11 protein-coding genes are annotated in these 13,127 nt (G+C 71.7%); 5 read left to right on the top strand and 6 right to left on the bottom strand.

Annotated features, from left to right (window positions below):
- Positions 1-51 precede the first annotated feature (51 nt).
- On the top strand, positions 52-987 hold the full coding sequence (locus AB0389_RS12675) for a DUF3152 domain-containing protein (RefSeq protein ID WP_366395363.1): 936 nt from the start codon (positions 52-54) through the stop codon (positions 985-987).
- A gap of 12 nt (positions 988-999) precedes the next feature.
- Here the strand turns inward: AB0389_RS12675 and AB0389_RS12670 are convergent, their stop codons facing one another.
- From AB0389_RS12670 to AB0389_RS12660, 3 genes are all read right to left on the bottom strand, one after another.
- Positions 1,000-1,578 carry a GNAT family N-acetyltransferase gene (locus AB0389_RS12670; RefSeq protein ID WP_366395362.1) on the bottom strand — a complete coding sequence of 193 codons (579 nt, stop codon included), beginning with the start codon at positions 1,576-1,578 and terminating at the stop codon, positions 1,000-1,002.
- A gap of 31 nt (positions 1,579-1,609) precedes the next feature.
- On the bottom strand, positions 1,610-2,899 hold the full coding sequence (locus AB0389_RS12665) for an MFS transporter (protein WP_366395437.1): 1,290 nt from the start codon (positions 2,897-2,899) through the stop codon (positions 1,610-1,612).
- A 62-nt stretch (positions 2,900-2,961) separates the two neighbouring features.
- Positions 2,962-3,591 carry a winged helix-turn-helix domain-containing protein gene (locus AB0389_RS12660; RefSeq protein ID WP_366395361.1) on the bottom strand — a complete coding sequence of 210 codons (630 nt, stop codon included), beginning with the start codon at positions 3,589-3,591 and terminating at the stop codon, positions 2,962-2,964.
- A gap of 97 nt (positions 3,592-3,688) precedes the next feature.
- Here AB0389_RS12660 and AB0389_RS12655 point away from each other — a divergent pair, with 97 nt between their 5' ends.
- On the top strand, positions 3,689-4,303 hold the full coding sequence (locus AB0389_RS12655; RefSeq protein WP_366395360.1) for an N-acetylmuramoyl-L-alanine amidase: 615 nt from the start codon (positions 3,689-3,691) through the stop codon (positions 4,301-4,303).
- Here AB0389_RS12655 and AB0389_RS12650 read toward each other — a convergent pair.
- Both AB0389_RS12650 and AB0389_RS12645 read right to left on the bottom strand, forming a co-directional pair.
- Positions 4,282-6,207 (bottom strand): DUF2264 domain-containing protein, encoded by a 1,926-nt coding sequence (locus AB0389_RS12650; RefSeq protein WP_366395359.1) that lies wholly within the window; start codon positions 6,205-6,207, stop codon positions 4,282-4,284. The two genes, AB0389_RS12655 and AB0389_RS12650, sit on opposite strands and share 22 nt — an antisense overlap.
- A 119-nt stretch (positions 6,208-6,326) precedes the next feature.
- Positions 6,327-7,475: a substrate-binding domain-containing protein gene (locus AB0389_RS12645; RefSeq protein ID WP_366395358.1), complete on the bottom strand. Its 1,149-nt coding sequence runs from the start codon at positions 7,473-7,475 to the stop codon at positions 6,327-6,329.
- 273 nt (positions 7,476-7,748) lie between these two features.
- On the opposite strand from AB0389_RS12645, the gene AB0389_RS12640 reads away from it, so the two are divergent.
- The 3 genes from AB0389_RS12640 to AB0389_RS12630 all read left to right on the top strand — a co-directional run bounded on the left by AB0389_RS12640 (position 7,749) and on the right by AB0389_RS12630 (position 12,276).
- Positions 7,749-8,828 (top strand): glycoside hydrolase family 43 protein, encoded by a 1,080-nt coding sequence (locus AB0389_RS12640; protein WP_366395357.1) that lies wholly within the window; start codon positions 7,749-7,751, stop codon positions 8,826-8,828.
- A gap of 15 nt (positions 8,829-8,843) precedes the next feature.
- On the top strand, positions 8,844-10,262 hold the full coding sequence (locus AB0389_RS12635) for an RICIN domain-containing protein (RefSeq protein ID WP_366395356.1): 1,419 nt from the start codon (positions 8,844-8,846) through the stop codon (positions 10,260-10,262).
- 142 nt (positions 10,263-10,404) lie between these two features.
- Entirely contained in the window at positions 10,405-12,276 is a 1,872-nt protein-coding gene (locus AB0389_RS12630; RefSeq protein WP_366395355.1) for a rhamnogalacturonan lyase, read from the top strand.
- An 89-nt stretch (positions 12,277-12,365) separates the two neighbouring features.
- Here the strand turns inward: AB0389_RS12630 and AB0389_RS12625 are convergent, their stop codons facing one another.
- Positions 12,366-13,025, bottom strand: coding sequence for a SnoaL-like polyketide cyclase (locus tag AB0389_RS12625; RefSeq protein WP_366395354.1), 660 nt, complete (start codon positions 13,023-13,025; stop codon positions 12,366-12,368).
- Positions 13,026-13,127 lie beyond the last annotated feature (102 nt).

Genomic DNA, 13,127 nt, shown 5'->3' with positions numbered 1-13,127 from the left:
GTTATCTTCCGGTCCAAGTTTGATCACATGGCGGCTTCAGCCTCATCCCCCATGAAGCATCGCAGTCGCCACTCCAGCGCTCCCTCGCACCGGGGGCCCAAGCGGGGTCCCACTCGGGGCACCCTGCTCCTCGCGGGCTCGTGCGCGGTGCTCGCGCTCACGGCCGCCGGATATGTGGCGACGGCGGACGGGACACGGGGCGAGGCCAAACCGGGCACGGCCTCCGCGCCGCTGAAGGGCGGGGGCGGCTCGGAGTCGGCGCCGGCGGACGCGTCGGCGCCGGACAGCCCCGGGGCCGGTGACTCGCCCTCGGCGGACCCGGACCGCTCGAAGAGCGCCGCCCCGCCGTCGCCCCGTACCTCCACGGATCCGTCCGACTCCGCCGACACCTCCGACAGCGTCGACGAGCAGGACATCCCGGCGTCGGGCCCCGGTACGTTCACCACGGCCGCGGGCAGCGGCGTGCTGTCCGGGAAGGGGGCGAAGGTGCTGCGCTACGCGGTATCCGTCGAGGACGGTCTCCAGCTCTCCGCCGCCACGACGGCGCGGGAGGTGGAGAAGATCCTCGCGGACCCCCGGGGCTGGACGGCCGACGGCACATCGGCGTTCCAGCGCGTGCCGGCCGGCGCGGCGACGGACTTCGTCGTCAAGGTGGCGACCCCGGGCACCGTGGACAAGATCTGCGGCCAGTACGGACTGGACACCGGCGGCGAGGTCAACTGCAACGTGGGCGACCAGGTGATGGTGAACCTCAAGCGGTGGCTGCTGGCCACCGAGTTCTACGTCAAGGACATCCCCCAGTACCGCGCGCTGATCATCAACCACGAGGTGGGGCACTACCTCGGGCACGGACATCAGACCTGCCCGGGTGCGGGGATGCCGGCGCCGGCCATGATGCAGCAGATCAAGGGGCTGCGCGGCTGCGTCATCAACGCCTGGCCCTACGACGGGAACGGGAAGGCCATCACCGGGCCCGCGGTGCCGTGAGCGCGCCGTGCGTCAGGGCCCGGCGGGGATGCCGGGGACGAGCGGAACGCCGGGGACGCCGGGAACGCCGGGGACTACGGGAATGACCAGGTCGGGGCGGTCCCACAGCACGGCCGGCGGCCTGGCCGGCTCGGTACCGGTACGCAGGGCGCCGACGCTCCGGTAGAAGCCCTCGGCGGGCGGATGCGAGATCACCCGGACCGCCCCAATGCCCGCCTCGCGGGCCCGGTCCCGCATATGGCCGATGAGCAGGCGCCCGATGCCGAGCCCCTGCGCGTCGTCGGCGACGAACATGAGGTCCAGCTCCGGCGGATCCAGGACGAGCGCGTAGAAGCCGAGGACCCGGCCGGGGCCTGCCGCGCCGGTGGTGGGGCCCGCGTCGGGGGCGACGGCCACGAAGACCTGATGGGTCTCGATGTAGTCGGGCCCCACCCGGTATCCGGCGACCATCGGGGCGTAGGGGCCCTCGTAGGCACGGGAGGTACGGACGAGCCGGGTGAGACGCTTGGCGTCCCGTGCGGTCGCGCGCCTGACCGTTACGGCCGCGGCGCCAGCGGTGCCCGCGCCGCCCGTGCCCGTACCCCTGCCCACTCCGGTAAGTCTCGATTTCACTCGGCGAGTATTACCCGACCTCGGGGGTGCTCCGCAACCCGTGGGGCTTCCGGGGCCGCAGAGCCTCCTGTGACCGTGGGGAGACCGGCAGGTCGCGGGTGTGCCTCAGCGGCGAGAAGAGCAGGATCAGCGCCGCGAGCGGCACTCCGGCGGTCATGATCCACATCGCCGGCCGGAGACCGAGCAGGGTGCCGAGCGAGCCGGCGAGCAGGGCGCCGAGCGGGATCGTGCCGTAGTTCAGGAACGCGGCGCTCGTGGTGAGGCGGCCGAGCAGCTCGGGCGGGCAGTACCGCTGCTGGAAGGTCGACTTGATGACGTTCTCGGCGACGACGCCCGCGGAGACGCAGCCGGCGCCGACGACGAAGAACAGCAGCCCTGCGCCGCCGGACGTGAGCGGTATGAGGAGCGCGCAGGCGGGCAGGCCCAGCGCGAAGTACAGCAGCGCCCGCGCCGTGCCGGTCCTGGCCGCGATCCGGCGCGCGAGAAAGGCGCCGAGCACGCCCCCGGCGCCCGCCACGGCGATGAGCGCGCCGACCGGCCCGGCGGCCAGCCCCGCGCTCCGCACCAGAAAGACGACGAGGATCGACTGATAACCCATCAGGGCCAGGTTGGCGGCGGCGCCGTAGAGCGTCAGCGGGCGCAGCCAGGGATCCCCGGCGACCAGCCGCAGCCCCTCGCCGACCTCGGCGGCCAGTGCGCCGGGCCGACGGCGCGCCGGGGCGGGGCGGGGTTCGCGGTGGCGGATGCCGGTCAGGCAGAGGAGGGACACGAGGAAGGTGGCGGCGTTGACGAACATCCCGTTCACCGCGCCCGCCACCTGGGCCATCAGACCGCCGGAACCGAGCCCGGCGATCTCGGCGGCGGACGCGCTGCCGTGCAGTTTCGCGTTGCCCTCGGGCTGGTCCTCGGGGGTCAGCAGGATGGCGAGATAGGCGGTGTAGGCGGTCTGGAAGAAGACCGCCGCCGTGCCCGCCAGAAGGGCGACCGTCAGCAGCAGTCCGATGCTCAGCAGGCCCGCGCGGTCGGCCACCGGGACGGCGGCGTAGAAGACGAGGGAGAGCGCGGCGGCGACCAGCATGACCGGCCGGCGGCGCATCCGGTCCACCCAGGCGCCGGCCGGGAGTCCGACGACCAGCCAGGGCAGCCAGGCGGCGGCCATGAGCAGGCCGGCCTCGAAGGGCCCGGCGTCCAGCCGGGAGACCGCGATCAGCGGCATCGTCACGCTGGTGACCGAGGCGCCGAACCGGCCGGCCGTCTCACCGCACCACAGCAGCCGGAAGTCACGGTGCCGGCGCAGCAGTCCGCCGCCCGCGCGCGAACCCGCGCCGCCGCCCCCGCCCGCGCCCGTGCTCCGGTCCCGGCTCACGAGCCGGCGCGCTTGTGGCGCGGGAACGACTGGAGCTGGACGACAACGGGAAGGGCGCCGGGGTCCGGCTCCCCGTCGGGGGCCGGGGTGTAGCGGGCGATCACGGCCGCCAGTTCGTCATTGAGCGCGACGAGTTGAGCCGGGGTCAGCCGCAGCTCGCTCCAGTCACCGATGGTGCCGGCGCCGCGCCACTTTTCGTCCCAGTCGTCGTTGAGGTAGGTCATGACGCGGTTGAAGTACTGGCCCACCAGTTCGTGGGTGAAGACGGAGACGGCACCCCGGGCCGCCGGGTCGTCGGAGAAGTCTCTGGTGTTCAGCACGTTCTTGGCCTCGGCCGCCCGCCACCAGCGCTCACGCTTGGTACCGCGCCCCGGCTCCTCCTCGATGAAGCCGTGTTCGGCGAGATGGCGCAGATGCCAGCTGACCGTGCCGGTGTTCTGCCCGAGGCGCTCGGCGAGCAGGGTGGCGGTGGCGGGACCGTCCAGCCGCAGCAGCTCGAAAATGCTCATCCGGAGCGGATGGGCCAGGCCGCGCAGGCTGTGCGCGTCGAGGCGGCGGGTGGGCGGGCCGGGGTGCGCGGCGCCCGCCGGGGCGTCTTCCTGCGGGGCTTCCGGGGTGTCGGACATAACCCCACCCTACGATGCAGAGCTTTCTCTGCATAGGTTCCTCTGCAGAGAAAGCTCTGCATTCAGTCGGCCCCCCACACCGCACCGGGAGAACCCCTTGGCAGCACCGCGCCCCACCCCGTCCCGCCGTACGCTGCTCCGCTCCGGGGGGTATCTCGGCGCCGCCGCGCTCGGTCTCGGCGCCGCCGCCCCCGCCCCCGCGCGGGCCGCCGCCCCCTATCCCCCCACCCACTGGATCCCGGCGTCCACCTCCAACTACACGGTGTCCAGCCGCCCTACCGCCCATCCGGTCGACCACGTGGTCATCCATGTGACGCAGGAGACCTTCCCGGACGCGATGAAGATCTTCCAGAACCCCGCCAAGAAGGTCTCCGCGCACTACATGGTCGCCTCGGCCGACGGCTACATCGGCCAGTTCGTCCGGGAGAAGGACATCGCCTGGCACGCGGGCAACTGGGACTACAACACCCGCGCCATCGGCATCGAGCACGAGGGCTGGGTGGACCGGCCCGAGTACTTCACGGACGCGCTCTACGCCGCGTCCGCCGCCCTCACCGCGGCCGTCTGCGACCGGTACGGGATCCCCAGGACCCGCGGCCGTGTCATCGGCCACAGCGAGGTCCCGGGCGCGACCCACACCGATCCCGGTCCGCTCTGGGACTGGGACCGCTACCTCCGGCTGGTCAAGGCTCAGCCCTCCGTACGGAGGTGACTCACCGTCAGGGGTGCGAAGCCGATCCGGGTCACCGACCCGTCGTCCGCCCACCGCACCTCGACCGTGTCCCCCACCACGCTCACCTCGCGCACCGCGCCGGACAGCGGCTCCGCGTCGGTGTCGGCCCCGGCCGCCACGCCGGTGAGCGAGGCGAGGGCCACGAGGACCGTGGTCCCGTCGGCCGCCGCCGTCAGCCGGGGCACCACGGCCCAGGGAGTGAAGGCCGTTCCCTGCGGGGCCCGTTGGCCGTCCGGTACCGCCGACTCCCAGCCGTACAGACCGTGCAGGGCGGACCGTACGGTGTCGTCGGGGCCGGTCGCCCAGCCCGTCTGCCGGACCCGCGCCCCGGCCGGTGCGTCCACCACGCGGTGCGCCCGCAGCTCGTACCTCCCCCGCGCCACCGTGACGCTCTCCACCCGCAGCCCCGGCGCCATGGGCGGCCCCGGGCGGAAGACCGGCCGGTGCCAGGAGGCGGCCCAGCCCCAGCCGTCGCCGCCGCCGGCGCCCAGCGGCCGGATCCGGCGGCGCTCGCTGAGCCGGCCCGCGATCTCCACGGCGAGATGGTTGTCCGCGACGTTCGCCGCGGCGGTGGGCCCGGTGGCGGTGGAGTAGGCCCCCCGGCTGTAGTGCGGGTCGTCCTCCACCTCCGCCTCCCCCTCGTGCGGGCGGAGGTGGTCACTGCCGTGGTTGTGCAGCCGTACGATCCCGTCGGCGCGGGTGGAGTGCACCAGCAGCCCCGGTACGGAGAGCGCGAGCACCCGGTCGGGCCCCTCGCTGGGCGCGGGCTCCTCGGGGTCCTTCCACAGCGGGTCGTCCTCGGGGGCGAGCAGCGCGACGAACGCCTTCGAGGCCCAGTACGGCGACGCGGGCCCGGAGTAGTGCTGGAGCGTCGCGTCGTGCGGCCCGTGCCAGCCGAGGGTGAGCAGCCCGTCGGGGCCGGTGGCGCCGCGGTCCAGGAAGTAGCGCAGCGCGCCGCTCACCAGCCGCCGTGACGCTCCCGGCGCGAGCGGGGTGTGTCCGGTGACGGCGCCGAGCCCGACCGCCGCGCCGGCCGCGAACCGGTAGGAGAGCGAGCGGCCGAAGTGGATCGGCGCGCCGTCGGCGCCGAACAGCAGGGAGAAGCCCGCCAGATGCTCGTGGAGCCGGGCGCCGTAGTGGGCCAACCGCTCGGTGTCGCCCGCCAGATGGGCGTCGAGCACCGGATAGAGGTGCAGGGCCCAGCCGTTGTAGTGGTCGAAGGCGCGGCTGTCGCCGTCGGCGTACCAGCCCTCGCCCCGGTACCAGCCCTCCAGCAGGCCGAGCGCCCGCTCCCTGGCGCGGGCCGTCTCGGCGTCACCGCGCCCCACCGACTCCAGGAAGCCGGCCACCGCGTAGGGGAAGAGGTACCAGTTGTTGGGGGCCGGGGTGTGCCGCAGCGCGCCGCGCAGCCACTCCTCGGCGCGGTCCTGGACGCCGGAGTCGAGACGGTCCCAGAGCCAGGGCGCGGTGAGCCGCAGCCCGATGGCGACGGACGCGGACTCGACCATGGGCTGGCCCTGGACGTCGTGACCGAGGATCAGCGGCCAGGATTCGGCGTCGTCCCGGCCGGGGGTACGGGTGCCGGCCGCGAGGCCGTCCGCGTACCGGTCGAGCCAGCCGTACGGGTCCCCGCCGCCGGCGCCCGCGACCCGGAACGCGGCGGCCAGGAACGTACGCGCGTACCCCTCCAGACCGTCCGAGCGCACTCCCGAGCTGGAGGGCCGGCCCGGCAGGTCGAGCAGGGCGCCGCCCGGGGTGGCCCAGCGCCAGGCCGCGCGCAGCAGTCCGTCGGCGGTGGCCTCCCAGTGGGCCCGGGTGTAGCCGGTGTACGGGCTGAGGGCGCGGTCCTCGGCGGGGAGTTCGAGGGACGGGGGCGTCGTCATGCGAGAAAAGCCAGCCTTTCGTTCCTTCCCGCGGCTCGGTGCGGGACAGAAGAGATCCTGATCGGCTGATCGGTACGGGTCAATAGATCGCTCAGGAGAAAATTCAAGCGGTCAAACGCTCAGATTTTCGAGGCGATCGGCCGAGCCGGGGGCAGTGACTGCAGCGCACGTGTGGAGCCCCGCACCTTCAGTCCCGGCAGCAGCTCGATCCGGCGCACCGGGCCCGCGGGGGTGCCGGACGCGGCGTCGGCCAGCCGGTGCAGGAGCAGTTCGGCCGCGGCCCGTCCGATCTCGGCCTTCGGCGGGGCCACGGCGGTCAGCGGGGTGCCGCCGAGCGCGGCGACCACGTCGTCGTACGCGACCACGGAGCAGTCCTCCGGGACCCGTACGCCGTCCTCGGCGAGCCGCTGCACCAGCATCAGGGCGTCCACGTCACCGTGCAGGACGGCGCAGGTGGCGCCGCGCTCGCGGAGCAGCGCGGCGAGATCGGGAGGGGTACGGCCGGCCGCGCCTGCGGGGCCCGGCGCGGCGGCCGGGGAGCTGAGGACCACCGACCAGTCCTCCACCTCGGGCCGGCCCTCGGCGATGTCGGCGAAGGCGGCGCGCAGGGAGCGGGCCGTGGGGCTGTCGTCGCGGGCGGCCAGTACGATCCGGCGGTGGCCGAGGGCGATCAGATGGCCGACGGCGAGATGGGTGCCGTACCAGTGGTCGGAGCAGACCGAGTCGAGGGCGTGCAGGGCGCTGCCGGGACGGGGCCGGCGCTCCATGAGCACGGTGGGCACGCCGACGTCGGCCAGCCAGCCGTAGTCCGCCTCCTCCGCGGGGGCGCTGCGCCACCTCGGCGCGATCAGCAGCCCCCGGGCGCCGCCCGCCAGCGCCGCGTCCACCAGGTGCCGTTCGGCGCCGGCGGCCTGCGGCGCGATGTGCAGCGCGATACGCATTCCGGCCTCCTCCAGCACCGTACGGGCGCCGTGCAGCGTCTCGTACAGGTACGAGTGGCGCTCGGGCACCACGAGCGCGACCGCGCCGCCCCCGGACGGGGAGCCGGCGCGTGCGGCGGGTACGGCCGGTTCGTGCTCGGCGGCCACCGGGCGCGCCACGCCGTGGCCGCGCCGCAGTCTGCCCTCCTGGGCCAGCTCCTCCACGTCCCTGCGGACCGTGACCACCGAGACCTCCAGTTCGGCGGCGAGTGTGCTCACCTTGACGGCGCCGCGCGCCTCCACCACGGCGAGGATCCGCTGCCGCCTGAGTTCGACCGGCTCTCGCATACTGTTCGGCCCCCTGCCGTACCGCTGTGTCGTACCGCTCTGTCGTACCGTGCCGTCTGACCGTGCGCTTGTTCGTTTGAATGCTTCGAATGAGCGCTTTGAGCCGCAGCATAGCGATCACCGGAAACGGATTCCCGTGTACCCGTTTCCCGTCGGAGCCGTTGACCTCTCCGTAACACGCCCTTACGGTTTCGGCGTTCGGGATCACAGATGATGTTCGACATGCCGGACGTGCTGTGTCCCTCCACCCCGAAGGCCCGAAAGGGAGACTGCATGAGCCGCAGTGACGTCCCCAGCCGCCGCTTGGTACTGAAGGGAGCCCTGGCAGCCGGTGCCCTGACGGCGGTGCCCGGTGTCGCCGCATCCGCCTCCGCCGCCACTTCCGCGGCCGCGTTCCGCAACCCGCTGATCGAGCAGCGCGCCGATCCCCACATCCAGCGCCACACCGACGGCCAGTACTACTTCACGGCGACCGCACCCGAATACGACCGCATCGTCCTGCGCCGCTCCCCCACCATCCGGGGGCTGGCGACCGCCGAGGAGTCGGTGATCTGGCGCAGGCACACGAGCGGTGACATGGGCGCGCACATCTGGGCGCCGGAGCTGCACCACATCGACGGTAAGTGGTACGTCTACTTCGCGGCGGGCCGCACGGACGACGTGTGGAAGATACGGATCTGGGTGCTGGAGAACGACAGCGCCGACCCGTTCACGGGGACCTGGCGGGAGAAGGGCCGGATCACCACCGCCTGGGACACCTTCTCGCTCGACGCCACCACCTTCGCCCACCGCGGCACCCGCTATCTCGCCTGGGCGCAGTACGAGCCCGGCATGGACAACAACACCGCGATCTTCCTCTCCGCGATGGCGAACCCCTGGACACTGACGGGCCCTCAGGTCAGGCTCACCACACCGGAGTTCGACTGGGAGTGCGTGGGCTACCGGGTCAACGAGGGGCCCGCGGTCATCCAGCGCAACGGCCGGGTCTTCCTCTCGTACTCGGCGAGCGCCACCGATCACCACTACTGCATGGGCCTGCTCACCGCGGACACCCGTGCCGATCTGCTCGATCCCGGGTCCTGGTCGAAGTCCCCCACTCCGGTGTTCGCGAGCAGCGACGCCACGGGGCAGTACGGGCCCGGGCACAACACGTTCACGGTCGCGGAGGACGGGCGCACCGATGTGCTCGTCTACCACGCCCGGCAGTACAAGGAGATCACCGGTGACCCGCTGCACGACCCCAACCGGCACACCCGCGTCCAGCGGCTGGGCTGGCGGCGGGACGGTACCCCGGACTTCGGGGTACCGGTGGCGGACGGACCGGCCGGCGGCGTCACCGCGGCGACGCGGTAAAGGAGGGTGTCCGAGATGAGAAACCGCCTGCGCACACTGCTGCTCGCGCTCTGCGTCGGGGCCGCGGCCGTCTTCCTGCCGGCCGGCACGGCTCAGGCCGCCGGTCCGGTGACCGTCCTCAGCGGCACCCAGTTCACCGACACCTCCGGGGCGCTGGTGCACGCCCATGGCGGCGGGGTCATCAAGGTCGGTGCCTGGTACTACTGGTTCGGCGAGAACCGCAACGCGGACAACACCTTCCGGTACGTCTCCGCGTACCGCTCCGCCGACCTCAAGACCTGGGAGTTCCGCAACCATGTGCTGACCCAGGCGACCGACCCGGAGCTGGCCAGCGCCAACATCGAGCGGCCGAAGGTCATCTACAACACCGCGACCGGGCAGTTCGTGATGTGGATGCACAAGGAGACCGCCACGGACTACGGCCAGGCGCGCGCCGCCGTGGCCACCTCGGCCACGGTCGACGGCAACTACACCTGGAAGGGCAGCTTCCGGCCGCTCGACACCCATATGTCGCGTGACATCACACTGTTCACCGACACGGACGGCGCGGGCTACATGGTGTCGGCCGCCCGGGAGAACTACGACCTCCAGATCTACCGGCTGACCGCCGACTACACCGGTATCGCCTCGCTGGTCGCCAACCCCTGGCCGGGCGGCCACCGCGAGGCGCCCGCGCTCTTCAAGCGCGGCAGTGTGTACTTCATGCTCACCTCGGGCGCGACCGGGTGGAGCGCCAACCAGCAGCAGTACGCGACGGCCACCTCGCTCGCCGGCCCGTGGAGCGCGATGCAGAACGTGGGCGACTCGACGACGTACAACTCCCAGACCGCGTACGTCCTCCCCGTCCAGGGCACCTCGGCCACCTCGTACCTGTACATGGGCGACCGGTGGGGCAACTCCTTCGGCCGCACGGTCAACGACTCGCGCTACGTCTGGCTGCCGCTGGCCTTCCCGACCAGCACCTCGATGACCATGGCCTGGTATCCGGAGATCACCATCGACACCGCCGCCGGTACGGTGACCGGCTCGGGGGGCCCGTACGAGTCGCTGACCGCCCGGCACAGCGGCAAGTGCGCGGACGTCCCCAACCAGTCGATCATCGAGAACGTCGCGATCACCCAGTACACCTGCAACGGCGGTGGCAACCAGCGGTTCTGGTTCCGGGACACCGGTGACGGCCATGTGCAGCTGATGGGCCGGCAGAGTTCCCTGTGCCTGACCGAGGTGGGGTCCGATGTGCAGCAGCGGGCGTGCGGCACCGGAACGGATCAGCAGTGGCGGGTGACCACCAACAGCGCCGGGTATGCCGCGCTGGCGGCCCGGGCGAGCGGCAAGTGCCTCGATGTCAGCGGCGCGTCCGCCGACAACTCGGCCAGGATCATCACGTACACCTGCAACGGCGCGACCAACCAGCAGTGGAGCAGGGCCTCCTGACACGGTGAGCCGTAGCGGGGCGGCCCCGGGCCGGAGTCCGGGGCCGCCCACGCGGCAACCTTTTCCGCGTGGGCGGCGACCGGGAGGCAGAGGGACCGATCCATATCCCCGCCCTCTCCCCCCACCCCCTCCGGAGGCATCCGTGCGGTTCAGATTCGGCTCGTCCCCGACCGCCCGGCGCTGGACGGCGCTGGCCGTCCTGGCACCGGCCTGCGCCCTCCTCACCGGTATGGTCGCCCCGCTGCCGGACGCGGACGTGCCGGCCGCGCCGCTGGCCGCGGCGGCGCAGCTGGAGCGGCTCGACCGCGGACTGGTCAGTGTGCACACCGGCAATGACAATCTGGTCAGCTGGCGCTGGCTGGGCACCGACGCGGACAACGTCACGTTCAACCTCTACCGCGGCTCCGTCAAGGTCAACACCCAGCCGATCACCACGACGAACTATCTGCACAAGGACGCGCCGAACTCGGCCGACTACACGGTGCGCGCGATCGTGAACGGTACGGAACAGGCCGCATCCCCCAGCGCGATCCAGTTCCGGCCCGGCTATCTCGACGTACCGATCCAGGTGCCGCCGGCCGGCGCGGACTACACGTACGAGGCGAACGACGCCTCCGTCGGCGACCTCGACGGCGACGGCGATCTCGACATCGTCCTGAAGTGGCAGCCCACCAACGCCAAGGACAACTCGCAGTCCGGCGTCACGGGCAACACCATCATCGACGGCTACACCCTCCAGGGGCAGCGGCTGTGGCGGATCGATCTCGGCCGCAACATCCGCTCCGGCGCGCACTACACCCAGTTCCAGGTGTACGACTACGACGGTGACGGCAAGGCCGAGATCGCCATGAAGACGGCGGACGGCACGGTCGACGGCACGGGCAGGGTCATCGGCAACGCCTCGGCGGACTACCGGAATTCGGCCGGGTACGTGCTGGACGGACCGGAGTTCCTGACGGTGTTCAGCGGGCAGACGGGCGCGGCACTCAGCACGGTCGACTACGTGGTGCCGCGCGGCACGGTCTCCTCGTGGGGCGACTCGTACGGCAACCGGGTGGACCGGTTCCTCGCCGGGACCGCGTATCTGGACGGCACCAGGCCCTCGCTGATCAGCGCGCGGGGCTACTACACCCGTACGGTGATCGCCGCCTGGGACTTCAGGAACGGGCAGCTGACCCGGCGCTGGACGTTCGACACCAACAGCTCGACCAACACCGGCAAGGGCTACGACGGCCAGGGCAACCACGCGCTGGCGATCGGCGATGTGGACGGCGACGGCAAGGACGAGATCGTCTACGGCTCGATGGCGGTCGACGACAACGGCGCCGGGCTGTGGACGACGAAGAACGGCCACGGTGACGCGGCCCATCTCGGCGATCTCGATCCGTCGCGGCCGGGTCTCGAGTACTTCAAGGTGGACGAGGAATCCACCAAGCCCTCGTCGTACTTCGCGGACGCCAGGACGGGTCAGGTGCTCTGGTCGACCCCGGCGAACGGTGACAACGGACGCGGGGTGGCGGGCGACATCTGGGCCGGCAGCCCGGGCGCCGAGATGTGGTCGGCGCGCGACGACTCGCTCCGCTCCACCACCGGCGCGGCGATCGGCAGCAAGCCGTCCTCGGTCAACTTCCTGGCCTGGTGGGACGGGGATCCGGTGCGCGAGCTGCTCGACGGCACCCGTATCGACAAGTACGGCCCTTCGGCCGACACCCGGCTGCTGACCGCGTCGGGGGTGCACTCCAACAACGGCACCAAGGCGACGCCCTCGCTCTCCGGTGACATCCTCGGCGACTGGCGCGAGGAGGTCATCTGGCCCACCACCGACAACACGGCGCTGCGGATCTACTCCACGCCGTACGAGACCGACCGGAAGATCACCACACTGCTGCACGACCGGCAGTACCGGACGGCGCTCGCCTGGCAGAACACCGCCTACAACCAGCCGCCGCACCCGGGCTTCTTCATCGGTGACAACATGCCCACCCCGCCGCGGCCGGCCCTCACCACTCCGTGACGTGACCCGTCCGACGGGCGCCGCGCCCGCCCTCCCGGCCGCCGCCGCGGCCGGGAGGGCGGGAGGACGCGCGCGAGCGGGGAACGCCGTCAGTCGCGGGCGACCGGGCAGCCGCCGGTGAGCTTCCCGAGGAAGGCGTTGGGGTCGTAGTAGTGCTCGACCTGGAGGAGCTTGAGGTCGTCGGTGACGGTGGCGACGCTCATGCCGAACATCTCGACGAGCTCACCGGTGGGCTTGAAGCCCTTGTACTCGCCGTCGAAGACGCCCCAGTGGCGCCACTTGAAGGCGATGGTGGGCGGCGGGCTGAGGACTTCCAGCACCTCCCAGAAGAACCCCTGCGACAGCGCGTCGAGGAAGACGTGGTGCGAGGACTCGAAGCTCTCGGCGCCGGCCGGGTAGAAGATGCTGTCACCGATGAGGACGTTGTAACTGCCCTTCTCCACCAGGTCCTTGGCGTCGGCCCACGGGCTGCCGTTGAAGTTCGTACGGAACTTCTCGCTGACCATGGAGACCCAGGTCTTGGGGTCCTTGTTGTGCGAGACCTCCATCTCGAAGACCTGCACGAGCGTCTCGACGATCTCCTCCAGGGAACCCGCCGCGTGCTCGGTCACCCGCTGCTGGGGCATCACCGTCTCCGACAGGTGGTAGTCCGGCGCCTTTTTTCGCCAGGACTCGGGAGCGGTCGCGGCGACCACGGCATCACGGCCCTGCAGCCACAGCGGTGTCTCGGTCGTCGGGGTGTCCGGCACGTCGTACTTCCTTACATCTTAAACGGCACTGAAGGTTTTGATGATTCAGTGGAGGTCCCGAGGATCCTCGGTGAAAACAACGCATATCCACAAGGCGATTAT

Origin of the sequence: Streptomyces sp. NPDC093109, from assembly GCF_040701725.1 — a bacterium.
Classification (GTDB): domain Bacteria; phylum Actinomycetota; class Actinomycetes; order Streptomycetales; family Streptomycetaceae; genus Streptomyces.
The sequence above is the reverse complement of the archived record's forward strand: the minus strand, read 5'-3'. Positions and strand labels throughout refer to the sequence as shown.